The 19,469-nt window shown below is 51.7% G+C and carries 16 protein-coding genes, 1 tRNA gene and 1 pseudogene; 17 read left to right on the forward strand and 1 reads right to left on the reverse strand.

The window, feature by feature from the left end:
- Positions 1–42 precede the first annotated feature (42 nt).
- The 12 genes and pseudogenes from topA to TX77_RS13815 all read left to right on the forward strand — a co-directional run bounded on the left by topA (position 43) and on the right by TX77_RS13815 (position 13,703).
- Positions 43–2,310 (forward strand): type I DNA topoisomerase, encoded by a 2,268-nt coding sequence (topA, locus tag TX77_RS04695; protein ID WP_044503664.1) that lies wholly within the window; start codon positions 43–45, stop codon positions 2,308–2,310.
- Complete coding sequence (gene trmFO, locus TX77_RS04700; protein ID WP_044503665.1) at positions 2,300–3,622, forward strand: methylenetetrahydrofolate--tRNA-(uracil(54)-C(5))-methyltransferase (FADH(2)-oxidizing) TrmFO; 1,323 nt, start codon at positions 2,300–2,302, stop codon at positions 3,620–3,622. Before topA ends, trmFO begins: the two co-directional genes overlap by 11 nt.
- Before the next feature lie 4 nt (positions 3,623–3,626).
- On the forward strand, positions 3,627–4,166 hold the full coding sequence (gene hslV, locus TX77_RS04705) for an ATP-dependent protease subunit HslV (protein ID WP_081651730.1): 540 nt from the start codon (positions 3,627–3,629) through the stop codon (positions 4,164–4,166).
- A gap of 14 nt (positions 4,167–4,180) precedes the next feature.
- Positions 4,181–5,578 carry an ATP-dependent protease ATPase subunit HslU gene (hslU, locus tag TX77_RS04710; RefSeq protein WP_044503667.1) on the forward strand — a complete coding sequence of 466 codons (1,398 nt, stop codon included), beginning with the start codon at positions 4,181–4,183 and terminating at the stop codon, positions 5,576–5,578.
- 12 nt (positions 5,579–5,590) lie between these two features.
- A complete protein-coding gene (locus TX77_RS04715; RefSeq protein WP_044503668.1) occupies positions 5,591–6,814 on the forward strand; it encodes a class I SAM-dependent rRNA methyltransferase in 1,224 nt (407 codons plus the stop codon).
- 283 nt (positions 6,815–7,097) lie between these two features.
- A complete protein-coding gene (locus TX77_RS04720; RefSeq protein ID WP_044503669.1) occupies positions 7,098–7,964 on the forward strand; it encodes a DsbA family protein in 867 nt (288 codons plus the stop codon).
- 254 nt (positions 7,965–8,218) lie between these two features.
- Positions 8,219–8,818 carry a TetR/AcrR family transcriptional regulator gene (locus tag TX77_RS04725; RefSeq protein WP_044503670.1) on the forward strand — a complete coding sequence of 200 codons (600 nt, stop codon included), beginning with the start codon at positions 8,219–8,221 and terminating at the stop codon, positions 8,816–8,818.
- 96 nt (positions 8,819–8,914) lie between these two features.
- Positions 8,915–9,787 (forward strand): aldo/keto reductase, encoded by an 873-nt coding sequence (locus TX77_RS04730; protein WP_044503671.1) that lies wholly within the window; start codon positions 8,915–8,917, stop codon positions 9,785–9,787.
- On the forward strand, positions 9,774–10,034 hold the full coding sequence (locus TX77_RS04735) for a tautomerase family protein (protein WP_044503672.1): 261 nt from the start codon (positions 9,774–9,776) through the stop codon (positions 10,032–10,034). Before TX77_RS04730 ends, TX77_RS04735 begins: the two co-directional genes overlap by 14 nt.
- A 733-nt stretch (positions 10,035–10,767) precedes the next feature.
- The gene (locus TX77_RS04740; protein ID WP_154651857.1) at positions 10,768–11,703 is read left to right on the forward strand and encodes a metallophosphoesterase; all 936 of its coding nucleotides are present in this window, start codon (positions 10,768–10,770) and stop codon (positions 11,701–11,703) included.
- A gap of 1,176 nt (positions 11,704–12,879) precedes the next feature.
- Positions 12,880–13,134 carry a hypothetical protein gene (locus tag TX77_RS04745; RefSeq protein WP_044503675.1) on the forward strand — a complete coding sequence of 85 codons (255 nt, stop codon included), beginning with the start codon at positions 12,880–12,882 and terminating at the stop codon, positions 13,132–13,134.
- Between the two features lie 371 nt (positions 13,135–13,505).
- A pseudogene (locus TX77_RS13815) lies at positions 13,506–13,703 on the forward strand (helix-turn-helix domain-containing protein).
- 234 nt (positions 13,704–13,937) lie between these two features.
- Here TX77_RS13815 and TX77_RS04750 read toward each other — a convergent pair.
- A tRNA-Leu gene (locus TX77_RS04750) sits at positions 13,938–14,021 on the reverse strand.
- Positions 14,022–14,284: 263 nt separating this feature from the next.
- Between TX77_RS04750 and TX77_RS04755 the strand changes: the two genes are divergently transcribed.
- The 5 genes from TX77_RS04755 to mrdA all read left to right on the forward strand — a co-directional run bounded on the left by TX77_RS04755 (position 14,285) and on the right by mrdA (position 19,443).
- Positions 14,285–14,899, forward strand: a complete 615-nt coding sequence (locus tag TX77_RS04755; RefSeq protein WP_044503678.1) for an ECF transporter S component — start codon at positions 14,285–14,287, stop codon at positions 14,897–14,899.
- Between the two features lie 177 nt (positions 14,900–15,076).
- Positions 15,077–16,117 (forward strand): rod shape-determining protein, encoded by a 1,041-nt coding sequence (gene mreB / locus TX77_RS04760; RefSeq protein WP_044503679.1) that lies wholly within the window; start codon positions 15,077–15,079, stop codon positions 16,115–16,117.
- Positions 16,118–16,119: 2 nt separating this feature from the next.
- Complete coding sequence (gene mreC / locus TX77_RS04765) at positions 16,120–17,040, forward strand: rod shape-determining protein MreC (protein ID WP_044503680.1); 921 nt, start codon at positions 16,120–16,122, stop codon at positions 17,038–17,040.
- A complete protein-coding gene (gene mreD / locus TX77_RS04770; RefSeq protein ID WP_044503681.1) occupies positions 17,037–17,546 on the forward strand; it encodes a rod shape-determining protein MreD in 510 nt (169 codons plus the stop codon). The genes mreC and mreD overlap by 4 nt, the downstream gene beginning before the upstream one ends.
- A gap of 19 nt (positions 17,547–17,565) precedes the next feature.
- Positions 17,566–19,443, forward strand: a complete 1,878-nt coding sequence (gene mrdA / locus TX77_RS04775; RefSeq protein WP_044503682.1) for a penicillin-binding protein 2 — start codon at positions 17,566–17,568, stop codon at positions 19,441–19,443.
- Positions 19,444–19,469 lie beyond the last annotated feature (26 nt).

Genomic DNA, 19,469 nt, shown 5'->3' on the forward strand with positions numbered 1-19,469 from the left:
TTTCACAATTTCGTGTACAGCGAGAGGCAGGATTAAAGATAGATGTTAGAATTTCCCATTAAACGCACGATTATCATAGACGATTCAAAAAAGAAGAAAGGCCGTAAAAAGAAGGGCGACGGTGAAAAGACCGTCATCCGGGGCACGGTCAACCTTCCCAAGAAAGAGCCTCTGAAGAAGCTCGACAAGCTTCCTAAGAATGCTAAGAACCTGGTCATCGTGGAATCGCCGGCCAAGGCCAAGACGATCGAACGGTTCCTCGGCAGCGGCTATAAGGTCATGGCCAGCCGCGGGCACCTGCGCGACTTGCCGCGCAACCAGTTCGGCGTCAATATCGAAGAAGGTTTCGTGCCGACCTATACCAATATGTGGGATAAGCGCAAACTCATCGACGACTTGCAGGAAGAATACGTCCGGTCGAAAAAAGTCTTTCTGGCAACTGACCCGGACCGCGAAGGCGAAGCCATTTCCTGGCATTTGGCCCATTTGTTGGACATCGATCCCAAGGACAAATGCCGCATCATGTTCCACGAAATCACGAAAAAAGCGATTCTTGAAGCCATCAAGAAGCCGGAAGCCATCGACATTAAGAAGGTCGACGCCCAGCAGGCCCGCCGCATCTTGGACCGCATCGTGGGCTATAAATTAAGCCCGTTGCTCTGGAAAAAGGTCTGTAAAGGCCTCAGTGCCGGCCGCGTTCAGTCCGTTGCCGTCCGTTTAATTTGCGAACGAGAAGAAGCCATCAAAGCCTTCGTACCGGAAGAATATTGGACCGTCAGCGGGACGTATCAGACGGAAGACGGCTTGACCCTTCCGACGGAACTGACGAAAATCGACGGCAAGAAGGCTGAAATACAACATGAAGACGAGGCCAAGACCATTGCTCACGACCTTAGTTGGGAAAGCCGCGGCGAAACGCAGGACCCCGATAAGATTGTAAAAGTCGAAAAACGCAAGCGTAAACGTCAGCCGCAAGCGCCGTTTACGACGTCGACGATGCAGCAGGAATGCGTCGGCAAGCTCAATTTCGGCGCCAAGAAGACGATGATGCTGGCCCAGCAGCTCTATGAAGGCCTCGATATGGGCGACCAGGGCCACGTCGGCCTCATCACCTACATGCGTACCGACTCGGTCCGCATCAACGACGACATGGTCCAGGCGGCGCGGGACTTTATTACGGCTAACTACGGTGCTGAATACGTCCCTGAAAAGCCGCGGGTCTATAAGACCAAGCAGTCGAGTCAGGATGCTCACGAAGCCATTCGCCCGACGTCCTTGGAATTGACGCCCTATAAGGTTTCCGACTTCCTGTCGCGGGACCAATTGCGTCTTTATACCTTGATTTGGAATCGCTTTTTGGCCAGCCAAATGGAATCGGTCGAAACGGAACACATGGCCATCGTCATTGAAAGCGGCAAGTACGAACTGCGGGCCGCCGGCTATAAGGTCCTCTTCAAGGGCTTTACGGAGCTCTATGAAGATGCCAAGAAGGATAAGACCTTGGCCGAACTGCCCCATATTTCGGCCAATACCGTGGTCCATAACAAGGCCGTTACGCCCCAGCAGCACTTTACGCAGCCGCCGGCACGCTACACCGAAGCCAGCCTGATCAAGACCCTCGAAGAAAAAGGCATCGGCCGGCCGAGTACGTACGCGCCCATTATGGATACGATCCAGAACCGCAATTACGTCGAAAAGAAGGATAAGCAGTTCATCCCGACGGAGCTCGGCGTCATCATCGTCGACCTCCTCAAGAAATACTTTGCCCGCATCATCAACGTCAGCTTTACGGCTCACATGGAAGAATCCCTCGACGCCATAGAACAAGGCGACGATACGTATCCCCACGTCCTTCAGGAATTTTATGACATCTTTAAGCCTGAAATGGACGAGGCCGAAACGAAGATGGAAAAGGTCACCATTTCCGGTCAGGAATCGGGCCAGATCTGCGAAGTCTGCGGATCACCTATGGTCTATAAATTCGGCCGCTTCGGCAAATTCCTGGCCTGCTCCAACTTCCCGGAATGCCGCAACACCAAGGCCATCGTCGAAGATTTGGGCATTACCTGCCCGAAATGCGGCAAGGGGACGCTCATCAAGCGCAAGTCGAAGCGTGGCCGCGTCTTTTATGGATGCAGCCAGTATCCGGACTGCGACTTCGTCCTCTGGAACCAGCCTGTCGACAAGAAATGTGACTTGTGCGGCAGCATCATGATTGTCAAACATTATAAAAAAGGCCCCGACAAGCTATTTTGCAGCAACGGGGACTGTGAAAACCATAAAAAAGGTGAGGTAGTGAATGAAGAATAGTGTCTTAATCATCGGCGCCGGCCTGGCCGGATCGGAAGCGGCTTGGCAGCTCGTCAGCCGCGGTATTCCCGTCGAACTGGTCGAAATGCGGCCGGTCAAATCGTCGCCGGCCCATCATACGGAATATTTTGCCGAACTGGTCTGCAGCAACTCTCTGCGGGCAGCCAATATCGAAAACGCCGTCGGTCTCTTGAAGGAAGAAATGCGCCGCCTGGGCTCGCTGATCATGGAATCGGCCGATATCAACCGCGTCCCTGCCGGCGGGGCCCTGGCCGTCGATCGCCTGCCCTTTAGTCAGTATGTGACGGAAAAACTGGCCGCCCATCCCTTGGTTAGCCTTCGCCACGAAGAAGTGACCGAGTTCCCGACGGATCAGATCTGCATCGTCGCCAGCGGTCCCTTGACCAGCGACGCCTTGTCCGACACCATCGCCAAATTGACCGGGGAAGGGTACTTCCATTTCCATGACGCCGCAGCGCCCATTGTCACCGTCGAATCCCTCGATATGAACAAGGTCTATCGGGCGGCTCGTTACGGCAAGGGCGGCGCCGATTACTTGAACTGCCCCTTTACGCAGGAAGAATATGAAGCCTTCTGGCAGGCTTTGACGACGGCCGAATGTGCTAAGCTCCACGACTTTGAAAAAGACGACAGCGTCTTTGAAGGCTGCATGCCCATCGAAGTCATGGCTGGCCGCGGCATCGATACCATGCGTTTCGGTCCCATGAAACCCGTCGGTCTCGAACTGCCCGATACAGGGGAACTCCCGTACGCCGTCGTTCAGCTGCGCCAGGATAACGGCAGTGCGACCTTGTACAACATCGTCGGCTTCCAGACCCATCTTAAATTCCCGGAACAGAAACGGGTCTTCTCCATGATTCCCGGCCTGGAAAACGCCGAATTCGTGCGCTACGGCGTCATGCACCGTAATTCCTACATCAATTCGCCGGAACTCCTCCTGCCGACGCTGCAGCTGCGCAAACAACCCAATCTTCTCTTTGCCGGACAGCTCACCGGTGTCGAAGGCTATTTGGAATCGGCGGCCATGGGCCTCTTAGCCGGCATCAACGCCGCACGCCTCCTCGCTGAGAAAGATCCCTTGACCTTCTCCAAGCGGACGGCCATGGGCGGTCTCAGCCAGTATATCTCCAGCGGCCCCAATAAGCATTTCCAGCCCATGAACATCAACTTCGGCATTATGGAGCCCCTGGGCATCAAGAAACGCATGAAGAAAAAAGAAAAAAACGCCCTCTTAGCACAGCGGGCGCTCGATGAAATTGAACAAATGAAGGGGGACATGACTCATGTCTAACGGAATGTCTACAGAATTTCACGCCACGACGATCTGCGCCGTTCAGCGCGATGGCAAGACGGCTATCGCCGGCGACGGCCAGGTCACCATGGGCAATGCCGTCATCATGAAAGGGACGGCTCAAAAAGTTCGCCGCCTCTATCACGGCAAGATCATCAGCGGTTTTGCCGGCTCCGTGGCCGACGCTTTTACGCTCTTTGATCACTTTGAAGAAAAATTGAACGAACACAACGGTAACCTGGTCCGCAGCGCCGTCGAACTGGCTAAAGAATGGCGGTCTGATAAGGTTCTCCATAAACTGGAAGCCCTGCTCCTCGTCGCCGACAGCCAGCGCATCCTGCTCATTTCCGGTAACGGCGAAGTCATCGAACCGGACGACGGCGTCTTGGCCATCGGTTCCGGCGGCAACTACGCCCTGTCTTCGGCGCGGGCCCTCATGCAGAATACGGATCTTTCGGCTCGTGAAATCGCTGAAAAATCCCTGCATATCGCAGCTGACATCTGCGTCTATACCAACCACAACGTCATTGTCGAAGAAATTTAAGAAAGAGGTACTTTATGGAACAAGCATCATGGACGCCAAAACAAATCGTGGCGGAACTGAACAAATATATCGTAGGCCAAGGGGAAGCCAAGAAATCCGTGGCCATTGCCCTGCGCAACCGCTGGCGCCGCAAACGCCTGAGTGAAGCCATGCAGGATGAAATCATCCCTAAGAATATCCTCCTCATCGGCCCGACGGGCGTCGGCAAAACGGAAATCGCCCGCCGCCTGGCTAAACTCGTTGGCGCGCCTTTCATCAAGGTCGAAGCGACGAAGTACACCGAAGTCGGTTACGTCGGCCGCGACGTCGAACAGATGATCCGCGACCTCGTGGCCAACGCCATTCGCATGGTCCAGGAACAGGAAAGCCAGCGCTATGAAGAAAAGGCCGAAGCCGAAGCCAACAAACGGATCCTGCAGGTTTTCTGGCCGAAAAAATCGGTGGCCGAAAAGGTCAAAAATCCGATGGACGTCTTCTTCGGCAGCGATGACGACGAAGCTAAGGAAGAACCGAAACAGCTTGAAGAAGGCAACTCCGACCGCCGTCAAAAGATGCTCGAAGACATTTGCGCTCATAAGATGGACGAACGGGAAATCGAAGTCGAAGTGGCCGAACAGAGCCCGGGCTTTCAAGGCATCCTGACGGGGAATTCGACGGAAGAACTGACCAATAACTTCCAGGAAATGCTGGGCAGCATCATGCCGAAAAAGAAAAAGAAGAAGAAAATGACCGTTGCCAAGGCTCGGGAAATCTTCAAAGAAGAAGAACTCGAAAAATGCCTCGACATGGACACCATCGTCGATAAGGCCGTGGCTGCGACAGAAGAATCGGGCATCGTCTTCATCGACGAATTCGATAAGATTGCCGAAAAAGGCCGCACCAACGGCCCCGACGTATCCCGCGAAGGGGTCCAGCGCGACATCCTGCCCATCGTCGAAGGGGCTACGGTCAATACCAAATACGGTCCGGTCAAGACCGACCATATCCTCTTTATCGCTGCCGGTGCCTTCCACGTATCGAAGCCGAGCGACCTCATTCCCGAACTCCAGGGCCGTTTCCCGATCCGCGTCGAACTCCAGTCGCTGACCGTCGAAGACTTCCGCCGCATCCTGACCGAACCGAGCCAGTCCTTGGTCAAACAGTATACGGCCCTCCTCGAAACGGAAGGCCTGACCCTGGAATTTACCGACGACGGCATCAATGCCATTGCCGAATACGCCTACCGCGTCAACCGCGAAACGGAAAACATCGGCGCCCGCCGGCTGCACACGATTTTGGAAAAGATCCTCGAAGATGTAGCCTATGAAGCGCCCGATATCGATGAAAAACACATCGTCATCAACCAAGACTTCGTTGCCGGCAAACTCCACGACGTCGTCCAGAACGTCGACCTCAGCCATTACATTTTATAAAGGACGCGACTGATGAGACCTTACGCAAAATTATATCTGACCAAAAAAGGGGAACGGGCTGCCAAAACGGGCCATCCCTGGGTCTATGGTGAAGAAGTGACCCGCGTCGACGGGACCTATAAGACGGGCGACATCGTCGACGTCTACAGCGACAAAGACCGCTACCTCGGCACGGGCTTTGCCAACGATATCTCTAAAATCCGCGTGCGCATCGTATCGCGCAATGCCAACGATCGCTTCGACGACGCTTTTTGGCAGCGCCGGGTAAAATACGCCCTTGACTATCGCCGGACGGTCATGGGCGAAACGGACTTTGCCTGCTGCCGCCTCATTTTCGGCGATGCCGATGAAATGCCGGGCCTTACCGTTGACCGCTACTCCGACGTCCTCGTGGCCCAGACCTTATGCTACGGCATGGACCAGGTGAAGCCCATCATCTTCAAGGCCCTGGTCGATGAATTGAAGGCCATGGGCGTCACCATCCGCGGCATTTACGAACGAAACGACGTCAAAGTCCGCGAACTGGACGGCATGGAGCAGTACAAAGGCTGGTACGAAGCCGATTACCTGCCTCAGCCGGGAAGCGTCATAACGACCATCGAAGAAAATGGCATTCGCTACGACATCGACGTCGAAAACGGTCAGAAGACGGGGTTCTTCCTGGACCAGAAATACAACCGTCTGGCCGTGGCTAAAATCGCTGCCGGCAAGCACGTCCTCGACTGCTTTACCCATACCGGGGCCTTTGCCCTCAATGCCGCCAAGGGAGGCGCTGCCAGCGTCACCGCCGTCGACGTGTCTCAAGAAGCCGTCGACATGACGACGACCAATATTCATCGCAACGGCTTAGAATCGATCGTAACGGCCAAACAGGCCAACGTCTTCGACCTCTTGACCGAGATGGCTGAACAAAAGAATCGCGACTACGATTTCATCATCCTCGACCCGCCGGCCTTTACCAAGTCCGGTCATACCGTGCACAACGCCATTCGAGGCTATAAGGAAATCAACTTGAAAGCCATGAAGCTCTTGCCCCGAGGCGGCTATTTAGCTACCTGCTCGTGCTCCCACTTCATGCGCGACGACCTCTTCCGCCAGATGCTCCACGATGCCGCGAAAGATGCCGGCGTTCACCTTCGTCAAATCGAAGGCCGCCAGCAGTCGCCGGACCATCCCATTCTTTGGAACGTCCCGGAAACGAATTACTTAAAATTCTACCTATTCCAAGTCGTATAAAGGGGAACGCCGCTGTTTCAGTGCTGATGCTGAGACGGCGGCGTTTTTGCATAACCGGCCTTGTAGCCAAGCGTCGGGGAGGCAGGGGTGCTTTTTCGGCATGGAGAAAACATAACGTAATGATTAATTGATATGGCCGTCTGTTGAAATTATGGAGGCGGCGATATATAATCGGCCTAAGAAGAGAATCTATACGATTTTTATCATCCTTGTCAGCAGGCGAATAGAGGTACTTATCCTGCTTGATGGAAATGGATGAGTAACAAGATGAAAGGAGTACGCTATGAAACCTATTGTGATTACCAATTACAGCGACCCGGTTTGTGTCTGGTGCTGGGGCACAGAGCCAGTCTTTCGGGCCATGGAAACCCATTATCCCAATCTCTTTTCCATTCGCTATGTCATGGGCGGCATGGTCCGCGATTTGAGTGACTTTAATGATGAAGAAAACGGTATCGGCGGCGGAGATGCCGACGTCATCAACGCCCAGCTTCGCGAGCATCTGGCCGAATCGACGGCGGTCCATCATATGCCCGTTGCCGTCGACAAGTATCATTTGTTTTCAGAACGCTTCAACTCGTCCTTCCCCCAGAACATCGCCTACAAAGCGGCCCAGATAGCAGCACCGGACCAGGCCGATTATTTCCTGCGCCGCATCCGCGAGGCGACCATGACCGAAGGTGCCGTTACCGGCGACTATGCCGTCTTAGAGACACTGGCAGAAGACTTCGGCTTACCCATGGATGCCTATCGTGAAGCTCTCAAGAGCGGCGAAGCGGAAAAGGCCTTTTGGAGCGATGTCGACGAAGCCATTGCAGCCAAGGTCCAGGTTTTCCCGACGGTGACCCTGTCCGTTTCCGGTAAGGAAGAGACCTTTGGCGGATACTATACCTTTGCCGACTATGTATCCCGCATTCGCAAGTTGAGCGGGGGAACGATAGAACCTGTAAAGCCCGATGCTTCTATTGAACACCTGTACCGGATGCTGACCGATTACCGAAGGCTGGCGGCGGAAGAGATTCGCTGTGCTTTTTCTTTTGAATCGAAGGCGGTTTTAGAGTCGTGGTTAACGCCTTATCTTTCGGAAGGAAAATTGAAGAAAGAACCGTGCGGAACGGATGATTATATGATTTCCCTGGCTTCCGTATAATCCCTTCATATTTTTTTGAATCGTGAATAAGCCGAGTTGACCGGCTTTGCAGCCGAAAACCTCTGTCAGCTCGCATTTGAAACGGAGCTGATGGAGGTTTTCTTTTGGGAATCTGTCTGTCTGAAGAGAAGGGGAAGACCATATTTAGAACTGAACTAAAGTCAATGAATATATTTCACTGAATTAAATTCATTGACTTTAGTTCAGTGTATATGATACAATGAGTTCATCCCAAAAAGCTTGAGGTGATATGTATGACTAATCGACAGATGGCGGCTCTTGAGACACGGCGAAAACTCCTCGATGCGGCCAAGAAAATCATCTGTGAAAAAGGGATGGTCAACACGTCAGTGGCTGAAATTACCAAGGCCTGCGGCGTGGCCAGCGGTACCTTTTACACCCATTTTAAACGAAAAGAAGATATCATCTATGCCTTGAGCCGTGAGATGTATCAAGAAATTTTAGACAAGGCCAAGGCCTTTGACGGACCTTTCATGGCCCGGTTGGTATTTTTTATGACTAATTTTTCAGGCTATATTGAAAAGAGCAGCCTGAAGCTCTGCCAGGAATGGGTGCGCAATACGGTCGATCCCGATTTGGTCGACGACGGAGAGGATAAACCCAAGGTCTACGTCGATATCGATGCCGTAACCGGTCTCATTCTGGATGGAATCGAACGAGGCGAGGTCAAAGCCGACGCACCGGTCGCTGTCCTGGCACACACCCTGGTCGACGTCCTCTACGGTCAAATGCTCTGCTGGGATATGTCCGGCGGTGCGTACAGCCTCGAATGGCGGACCAAAGAGTTTTGCCGCATCTTCCTGCCTGGGTTGATGGCGCCGTACTTGGCGTAATGTTATAAGAAAAACGGAAAGTTTCCTTGTCTGTTAACGGCAGGCTGAGTGGGAGCTTTTCCTTTACTGTAGATATTTTTTTAGAAAGGATGGATCATGATGACCACAAAGATTGAAAGCGTAACCTTAAATGATGGCGTAAAAATTCCGGCCTTTGGTTTCGGTACTTTCCAGATTCCGGCTGACGGCAGCACCTATCAGGCCGTAAAGGAAGCCCTTAACTTGGGACTGTACCACATCGATACGGCAGCGGCCTATTTCAATGAAGCCGAAGTCGGCAAGGCCGTTCGCGACAGTGGGATTCCCCGGGAAGACATCTTCGTGACCAGTAAACTCTGGCTCCAGGACTATGGCTATGAAGCCGCTAAGAAGGGAATCGACACGTCCCTTCGCAAACTCGGTTTGGACTATATCGACTTATACCTCATCCACCAGCCCTACGGCGACGTCCCCGGTGCCTGGAAGGCCATGGAAGAAGCGAAAAAGGCCGGTAAGATCCGCTCCATTGGGGTCAGCAACATGACGCCGAAGATCTGGAACTCCTTCGTACCCCAGTTCGATACGGTACCTTCGGTCAACCAGGTCGAATTTCATCCCTACTTCCAGCAGAAAGAAATCAGAGCCATCATGGCCAAAGATAAGGTCTATCTCGAAGCCTGGGCGCCCCTCGGACAGGGCAACCCGCAGCTCTTTAGCGAACCAATCATTACTAAGATTGCTGAAGCTCACGGCAAAGATGCCGGCCAAGTCATTCTGCGCTTTGAATACCAGGACGGAGCCATCATCTTCCCGAAGACGACCAAACCGGCCCGCATGAAGAGCAACATGGACATCTTTGATTTTGCCCTTACGGATGAAGAAATGAAGGCCATGCGCGCCCTCGACACGGGTAAAGGCCGTCACGATCCCGATGCCCCCGGCGTTGCCGAAAGGCTTCTCGGTGCCTTTGACGTTCATGCGAACGATTAAAATAACTGTAGAATCGAGGAAAAAATGCCTTACATCGCTATCAAAGCCTATCCCAAAGACGAAGAAACGAGTCGTCGAACAGATCCGAGACGTCCTGTTAAAAACCTGGGGCTGCCCGGAAGAAGCCATCACCATCTCCGTGGAAGAATTCCCGCCGGAAGACTTCGATAAAAAAGTCCGGGAACTGGAAATCCTCCCGAAACTGGACAACATGATGATCCTCGACGGAAAGAAACAGTATAAGTAGCAACGAGAAAGGACCGATACCTGACATGGTGTCGGCCCTTTTGCCTTTCCTTGTGCGTAAGCGAATTATAGAAATTTCCATTCATATCTGATATTAGAAGGCTTATGAAAGCGCAGGGCTATTTATTGACAAATTAAGTCCACTATTTTAAAATAGTACGAAAATTACTAATCTTTTCGCACTTTACGGAATCGAAAGCTGTATTCCAAAGATGTTCTGCGAGCCGTGCTTTCTTCTCATTCAAACCGTCAATGCGGCTGTAACGGCCTGTTATAAAAGGGCTGGATTCGGGTGTGGGAGATGCCGGGAAATCGGCGGAATAAGACATCCACTTTACCGACGAGGGGCGGCGTGAGGCGCAGCGCATACTCCTAAGGTGCGGGACAGCGAGCGCTAAGCGATGAAGGACTTAAGTAAAGTAACTTTTATCCCTGACCGAGCGCTATGTGACGGTCTGCGCGACGGCCATGAAGGACCTGGAAAGGGCCCTTCTATTACATTCAGTGATATCTGAGAGTGACCTGTGAAGGAGTGATGATTGACTGTGCTTTGGGGACTTCTGTTCGGCGGGCTGTTTTTGCTGTGTCTCGCCGGGATATACTTTCTGATCTACAGTGTACATAAACTTCGATTCGTATCAGCCCTGTCCCGTGGGAACAAGGCCGTAGGCTGGCTGATCAGCACGGCTGTGATTTTGGTGCCCTCGGCCCTCCTTTGGGAAGTCTGGGGTTATATGAATACCGTCATTGTGCTGCTGCACCTGGCCGTGTTCTGGGGCGTTGCGGCCCTGATTCAATGGGGTCTTCAAAAACGTCGAAAGAAATCCTTTCAGGGACATTATGCGGGCCCGGCTGCCGTCCTTGTTACCGTCCTTTATCTGGCAGTCGGCTTTGTCCAGGCCAATCATGTCTGGCAGACGGACTACACCGTGACCACGACAAAACCTGTCGGATCCCTCCGCGTGGCACTGCTGGCCGATTCTCATGTGGGAACGACCTTTGACGGCGAAGGGCTGGTAGCGCATATCGCTCGGATTCAAGAACAGAAACCGGATGTCGTTGTCATTGCCGGTGACTTCGTAGATGAGGGGACCCGTAAGGAAGACATGATTGCTGCCAGCCGTGCGTTGGGCCAAATTGATGTACCCTACGGTGTTTATTACGTCTTTGGTAACCATGACAAGGGACGCTACGCCAAAGGGCAGCGCGGATACGACGGCGATGACCTCATTGCCGAACTGCAAAAGAACGGCGTGACCGTATTGCAGGACCAAAGCGTCTTGATCGACGACCGCTTTTATCTGGTCGGGCGGCAGGATGCGTCCGAGGAAAAAGATTTCGGCGGCGGTCGTGCTGCTATTTCCGATTTGACAAAGAACCTGGACAAAGATAAATATACCATCGTCCTCGACCATCAGCCCAGTGACTATGAGGCCGAGGCCGCAGCCGGCGTAGACCTAGTGCTGTCCGGCCATACCCACGGCGGACAACTGATCCCCATGGGGCAGCTCATGCGCTGGTTCCATATCGGAGGAGAGGATAATGTCTATGGCTTTGAGCAGCGAGGAAACACGAATTTTATCGTGACCTCCGGCATTTCCGATTGGGCCATCCAATTCAAGACCGGAACCCGGTCAGAATATGTGATCATCGACATTCAAGGAAAATGATGTAAAAGAGAACAATACATCGACCCGATTACGGGCAGTAAGACATATAGACAAAACAAGAGCCCCGTGTTGATGTGATCCCAAAAAGTTAGACCTACCACCGTAACAGCAATGTTGCGGTGGTAGGTCTATCTAGCAGAATGGCGAAGTCGGTATTCTACCGGCTGCACAGGTGGTTATGATGTATCAATAATGTTCTATATTTATTATTAATATTTTTTCATTAATGAACATAGCATGGATTTTTATAGTATACTTAAGGTAATTCAAAAGGAGATGTTGCCTATGCCGGGAGAAATGTAACCGGTCCCTTTATGTGTGGCTGTACGCCACCGGATTATAAGTACTGCCCGACTTGTGTATTTGCAGAAGGGAAGCCTTTGTTGAGTACTTGCATGATGTATCCGGGAGGGATGATGCTCAAGCCGAATCATGTGTATAACGGTAAGCCTTGCGAATGGTATCAGAAGATAGAATGAAAGCATTTGCCATGAATAGAGCGTATTCTGACGTTAGACGTAGTGCTTTCGCTTTTGGAGACCGTTCAGAGTGGCTATACTGCCTTTGTTTTGTGAACGGGACGGGCTTATGGACAGAAAGGAGTGGTGCCTATGCCGGGAAATGTGACGGGACCTTTTATGTGCGGCTGTACGCCACCGGATTATAAGTACTGCCCGACTTGTGTATTTGCAGAAGGTAAGCCTTTGTTGAGCACTTGCATGATGTATCCGGGTACGTCTATAAAGTCGAAAGTAGTGGACGAAGGCGGGCCCTGCGAATGGTACATGAAGATAGACTAGAAGAATTTATCATGAATGGAGATGCTGCTTATGCCGGGAAATGTGACCGGACCCTTTATGTGCGGCTGTACGCAGCCGGATTATAAGTACTGTCCTACCTGTTTGCTTTCAGAAGGGAAGCCATTGATTAGTACTTGCATCATCTACCCAGATCCTTATGGGAAGCCAAAAGAGGTTGATGAAGGCGGACCCTGCCAATGGTATATGAAAATAGAATAAAGCACGCATAACATAAAACGCTTTCTTCATGCTGGAAATGCTGTCGTGAAAGGCGTTTTCTCAGAATGAAAAGGGCATTCGTTGTTTGTTGAATCGATAATAAGCTTATCCCGAATCGTGAGCGTGTTTTTCACGACGATTAAAATGAGGTGATGATATGTCGTTAGATCGTGTAAATGCATATGTAAAAGAAATAGGATTTGATGTAGCTGAAAAAACAGGGACGTGGAAGGACTATACGGTATACACGCCTCTCTTTGAAAACAAGCATGGAAAGCGAATACCAACCGGATTACCTGTCTTGGTATTGGAGAAGAAGGGAATTTTAAAAGAAGTAACGGGACGAAAAGTTTTTCTGATTTGTGATGAAATTTTTCGTCAGGCTAAGCAGCCTAAAAAGCGTTATGCATAATTCTGATTAAAATGGGTCGATATATAATATGGTAATATAAAGGGTGGGTACCCGTCTTAGGATGCAGCAGATGGGTTCTGCTTTTTTGCGTAACCATGGGGCGACAAAAAGTACAACCACGCTTAACCGGCGGGTTGTACTAGTAAAAAAATAAACCTTATAACAGCAATAATCCAGCTAGCAACCGCGATTATATTACTGATACAAGGTTTAGAGAAATAAGCTAACGGCTTCGCCCTTCTCGTGAAGGGTGGGCCTTCTGCTTAATATCAGTATAGCACATCTGATAAAATGAAAGCAACGAAATATATCAGTATAATAGCCTTAGTGATTTCAATAATAGCGTTTTTTAAAGTTGTGGGGGTATTTTGATGAATCCATTAGATGAGGTTATGACGGCGGCAGAAGCGGCAGAAAGATGGGGAAAAGCTCCCATTACCATACAACAAGCCTGCTCTGGATACAAGAAAGCTCTTCCGCGATTTAATTCAAATGAAGCAAGGAAAGCAGGATGAATATGGCTTGTGACCCGTGACGGTATGGAACGACTGTACGGACCTGAACCGTAAAGGGTAGCTCTTGTGGGCAGATCGTTCACAAGAGCTATTCATTTCAAAGTATACTTTTTGTTCGTCATGAATAGACTCTATTATCTTATATATGATTGTATATATAAGATATAAAAACTAAATGAGTTAAACTGATTTAGCCATATTTAGCTGTGAGGATTGTGTGAGGATTTTGCCTATTTTTGCGTTCGAACAAAAAAAGACAACCACGCTAAAGCCGCATGGTTGTCCTATTGGTGCGAGTGAAGGGACTTGAACCCTTACGTCGTAAGACGCCAGATCCTAAGTCTGGTGCGTCTGCCATTCCGCCACACTCGCAAGTACCCGTCCATTTTATCACGTTTTTTGGCTGTCGGTCAACTGGAAATTGTCTCTTCCGGAGATATTCGTGCAAAAATTCACAATATTTGAAAAACCTATTGTCAAGGCCTTCCCAGTGTGCTATACTACGCATGACACAAAGGCAGGTCCTTCTTTAACGTCGGATGGGTACCGGAATCGGACTGATACTGGCGGAGGCCGGCCGTGTTTTTATATGCGCGACTTGTATCTTGGAGAAAGAACGAGAACGGGGGAGTATCATGGTACATCAAAAGGCACCGGGCCAGCAGACATTTCTGTCGATTCGTCAGCTGACCATTGCCGCTTTTTTATCGGCTATTACGATTTTTTTGGGAATTACCGGGTACGGATTCATTCCGCTGGTCATCATGAATGCGACGATTCTTCATATTCCTACGATTATCGGCAGTCTGTCGGCAGGCCGCAAGGTCGGGATGATCGTCGGTTTTATGTTTGGGATTTTTTCCTTTATCCGTTCCTTGCAGGCACCGAGTGCGCTGCTCTTGTTTGCCGTGCAGTACAACGTCATTGCCGACGCCTTTATTTGTATTGTACCGCGAATTCTTATCGGCCTCATTGCTTATGAATTGTACCGTCATTTGAAGACGCGCGAAGTGGTGCGCGTAGCTGTGACGGCTGTCGTGACGACGGTGATTCATACGGTTCTCTTCCTGGGTTCCTTTACGGCCCTCGTCGGTGTTCCTTATGCCGAAGCCCAAGGGATTCCCTTCATGAACGTCATTAACATCATGCTCGGCATTACGGCTGTCAACGGAATTCCCGAAGCCGTCGTTTCCGGCCTGATTGTTACGCCCATTGTCATGGCCCTCCAGCGTGCCGGGTTAAAGGCGTAGTAACAGCAAAATATAAGGGTTATGAATCAAACGGGGCTGTCCCCCAAAGGGCGGTCCCGTTTCTCTATTCTATGGAAATTTGCTAATGCGAAAGTTTGCGCTATGTGGTAAAATAAGCAATGAATGGCTGTTTACGTATGACAGCATATATGAAAGGAATAGAAGGGATTATTTGTTATGGCTTCGATTTTTTCTCCATTAACTAAAAATATAGGCATCGATTTAGGGACGTCTACGGTTCAGGTCTATGTGGAAGGCCGGGGCGTCGTCTTGTCTGAGCCGTCGGTCATGGCAACGGACGAGCGAAACAGCAAGATGATTGCCGTCGGAAGGTCGGCAGAGGACCTCTTGTCTCGGTCGCCGGAGACGGTTAAGCTCCATCGGCCGCTCGTACACGGCGTCATTGCCGATTACAGTGTAACGCGGACGATGCTGGGCTATATCCTCAGTAAGTGTGTCCGCAGCGTTCAGCGTCTGCGCATTATGATCGGCGTGCCGTCGGCGGCTTCAAACGTCGAAAAAAGAGCCGTCATGGAAGCGGTGTATCAGGCCGGTGCCAAAGAAGCCTTCGTCATTGAAACGGCGGCAGCAGCGGCGCTTGGCGTCAATTTGCCGGTCTATGATCCGGTTGGCAATATGGTCATCGATATCGGCGGCGGTACGACCAATGTGGCCATGCTGTCTCTCGGCGGCATCGTCGTCTCCAAGTCACTTCACTTGGGAAGCCTTGATTTCAATGCGGCTATCCGTGACTATCTTCGCTATCAGTATGACGTCGTCACTGATGATACGACCATTGAAGAGATGAAGGTCACCAACGGTTCGGCCGTCCTGCCCCTTGAAGATAGGGGCTATTATTTCCTGGCCCGCGGTCTCGACGACGGGCTTCAGCGTGAAGTGGCCGTCAAGTCGAGTGAACTCTATCATGTCATCGGCAAGCCTTTAGTGAAGATTCTCGACGTCGTCAAAGACGTCCTTCGCGAGACCCCGCCCGAGCTTGCTGCCGACATTATGGAACACGGCATCGTCCTCACCGGCGGCGGCGCCAAGCTCAAAGGGATGGATCAGTTCTTTACGCAGGAATTGGGCGTTCCCGTCCTGATGGCAGCCGATCCGGAACTGGCCGTTGCCAGGGGCACGGGGATTGCCATCAACGATCGTGATAAGTTATCGGCCCTCATTGAAGGGGCGCAGCGCATATATAGGAGGAGATTTTAAAATTGTTTTCGTTCGGTAAAAGAAGCGTCGTCTTCGTACTCGTCTTATTCATCATCATTGCTGTCGTAGGCTGGGCTTGGCGCCAGCGCGATTCCCTGCCTTTTATTACGAAGCCTCTGATGACGATCATGTCGCCTTTTGAATATGGGGCCAGCAGCATCATGAATGTCCTCGCTTCCAATATTCACATCGTCGACGTCAGTTTGAAGAACCGCATTGAATGGGAATCGCTGGAAAAAGAAAATGCCGACCTGAAAAGCCGGACCGTCGACTACGATGAAGTCGTCGCTGAAAATGACCGCCTGCGGGCGCTCCTCGACTTTAAATCGAGCCATAACCAGTATCAACTGTTGGCAGGCTCGGTCATTTCCCGTGATTACGGTACTTGGACCAATACCATGATCATCGACGTCGGCAGCGGCGAAGGCGTTGAAAAGAATATGCCCGTCATTACGCCGGCCGGTGTCGTCGGCTTCATCAGTGACGTCTACCCCCATTCGTCTCGGGTACAGCTCATGACCGACCCCCGGACCAGTATCGGGGCCATCGTTCAGCGGCCGGAATCGCGGGTATCGTCAGTCGTCCGCGGTAACGGCAATGTGCCGACGGAACCGCAGTTCGTCAATATCGCCAAAGATGCCGATATCCTTGAAGGGGATACCTTGGTCACGTCGGGCTTCGGCTCCATTTATCCGAAGGGACTCTATATCGGCACCATCGTATCGATCCATCAGAATGAAAATGATTTCGTAAAATATGCCGTCATTCGTCCCGGCGTCGATTTCTCGAAATTAGAAGAAGTCTTCGTCATCTTGAAATCGGCCGATACCGGCTCTTATGAAAAACCGGACGTCACGCCGAAACTCGTTCCGCAGACGAATCGCGACAAGGTGGAAGGCATTAAAGGAGCCGCTGCGTTATGAAGAAATTGAACTGCATCATCACAGCCTTCATCGTCTTTATCCTGCAGGCTGCGGTCTTGCCTTTTATCTTTAACGGTGTAAGCCAGCCCAATCTGATTTTCGTCTTCGTCGTCCTCATGGGCCTCCATCACGGCCAGCGCGTCGGCATTGCAACGGCTCTCTTGGGCGGTTTTTGCCAGGACGTCATCATCGGCAATTTCTTTGGCCTGCACCTCTTGGTGTATCTCATTGTCACCCTTGTTTGCAGCTATCTCGGCCGCAACATCGATAAGGATCAGTGGATCTTGACCCTGCTCATCGTCCTCGGGGCGACGGAAGCCGGTCTCATCCTGACCTGCGGCTTCCTGTTTCTGGCCGGCCAGTACATCAATGTGGCGGCGTACTTATTGGAATTCAGTATACCCGTACTCGTTTATCACGGAATCTTGGCCTTGCCCGTTGACCATGTCGTTTGGCGCCTGCGCCGGTCCGACACCTTTTATGGCTTTCCGGGTTATCGCTGGTAACTAAAGGAGACACAGATACATGCTTGAAGCGTTATTAAAAAAGAAAAATCAAGACGGCCGCTTCCGGTATCTTTACTGGGTGGTCATTGCGATTTTTGTGATTCTCGTCAGCCGGCTTATCTATTTACAGCTTTTTGCCGGTGAATATTATCATTCCCTGGCCGAAGGGAACCGCCTGCGGGCCATCCCCATTGCCGCCATGCGCGGCATCATGTATGACCGCAACGGCCAGATTCTGGTCGGGTCCCGGCCCAGTTTCATGGCGACCTATGTACCGCCGAAGGGCGGCATGAGCGACGAAGAACTGGCCAAGTTAGCCGGTATCCTCAACGTACCGGAAGACAAGCTGCGCGATAAGATTCAAAAGGTAAAGAGTTCTTACGTGCCGACAGTCCTGGCCAATGATTTGACGCAGGATATTGTCACGAAAATCGAAGAACAGCGCAACGACTTGCCCGGCGTTTCTGTCGAAGTCCAGCCGATTCGCTATTATCCCTATAAAACGATGGCGGCGCAGGTTTTCGGCTACGTCGGTCAAATCGACGAAGAAGATGCCAAACGGCTCGAAGGGGTGGAAGGCGTCTCCAATATTACCCAAATCGGGCGGGCCGGCCTTGAAGCCTATTACGACGATCTCCTGCGAGGTCAGGACGGCGGCCGTCAGGTCGAAGTCGATGCGGCCGGCAGTCCGGTCACGGAAATGGAACGAAAAGAACCGGTGGCCGGTCACAATATGCACCTGACCTTGGACCTTAATTTACAAGAAGCGACGGAACAGGCTATGGACCGCCAGATTGCCAACGGCGTCGGTACTCACGGCATAGCCGCCGTTGCCATTGACCCCAATACGGGTGCCGTTCTGGCCATGGCCAGCCGCCCGGCCTATGACCCCAACTGGTTTACGCGGGGCATTACGGAAAAAGAATGGGCCATGATCAACGATAATCCTAACCATCCTATGGAAAACAGGGTCATTGCCGGTGAATATCCGCCGGGCTCTACCTTTAAGCTCATTATCGGTTCGGCCGCCTTGGAACTCAAAAAAGTCACGCCTGATGAAATGATCTTCGACAGCGGGCGCCACTGGCTCGTCGACATGCGTAACGCCGGCGGCGAAGCCTTGGGCTGGATCAATTTCGTCGAAGCCTTGGCCAAGTCCGATAACGTCTATTTCTATGAAATGGGCCGCCGCGTCGGCATCGATGAATTGGCAAAATACGCCAGCATGTTCGGCATGGGCAAGAAGACCGGCATCGCCCTTCGCGGCGAAGCGACGGGTCTTGTCGCCAGTGAAGAATATAAAATGAAGACCTTCCACGAAGACTGGTACTTAGGGGATACATTTAACTCCGCTATCGGCCAGGGCTTCCAGTTGGTTACGCCCCTTCAGGCGGCGATGATCGTCAGTGAAGTGGCTAACGGCGGGATTCAGTACCGGCCGTTTATCGTCAGCCGTATCGATAATCTCGACGGGACACCGTATAAGATCTTTGCGCCGGAACAGATAGGGACCTTGTCGGTTTCCAAATCGACGCTGGACCTTGTCCGCGAAGGGATGCGCAACGTTACGGAAGAATCAGGGACCGCCGATTCGTTGTTTGCCGGTTTCCCCATCCAGGTCGCCGGTAAAACGGGGACGGCAGAAAACTTCGGCGGTACGGACCACGGTTGGTTCGTCGCCTATGCGCCGTATGAACATCCGCGTATCGTCATTGCCGTATTGGTAGAACAAGGCGGGTTCGGGTCCGTTTCGGCAGGCCCGATTGTCCGTTCCATGCTGGAAGAATTCTTCCACATCGGTACTTATGCCGACGGAGCGAAGAATACAAGCGGTATGCCGGCAGCGTCGAATCAGGCCAACAGCAGCGGCCAGACGGCTGACCCAAACAATAACTAAGGATACTTTTAGAAGGGTGGTAATTC

The organism is Megasphaera massiliensis, assembly GCF_000455225.1.
Lineage (GTDB): Bacteria > Bacillota > Negativicutes > Veillonellales > Megasphaeraceae > Megasphaera > Megasphaera massiliensis.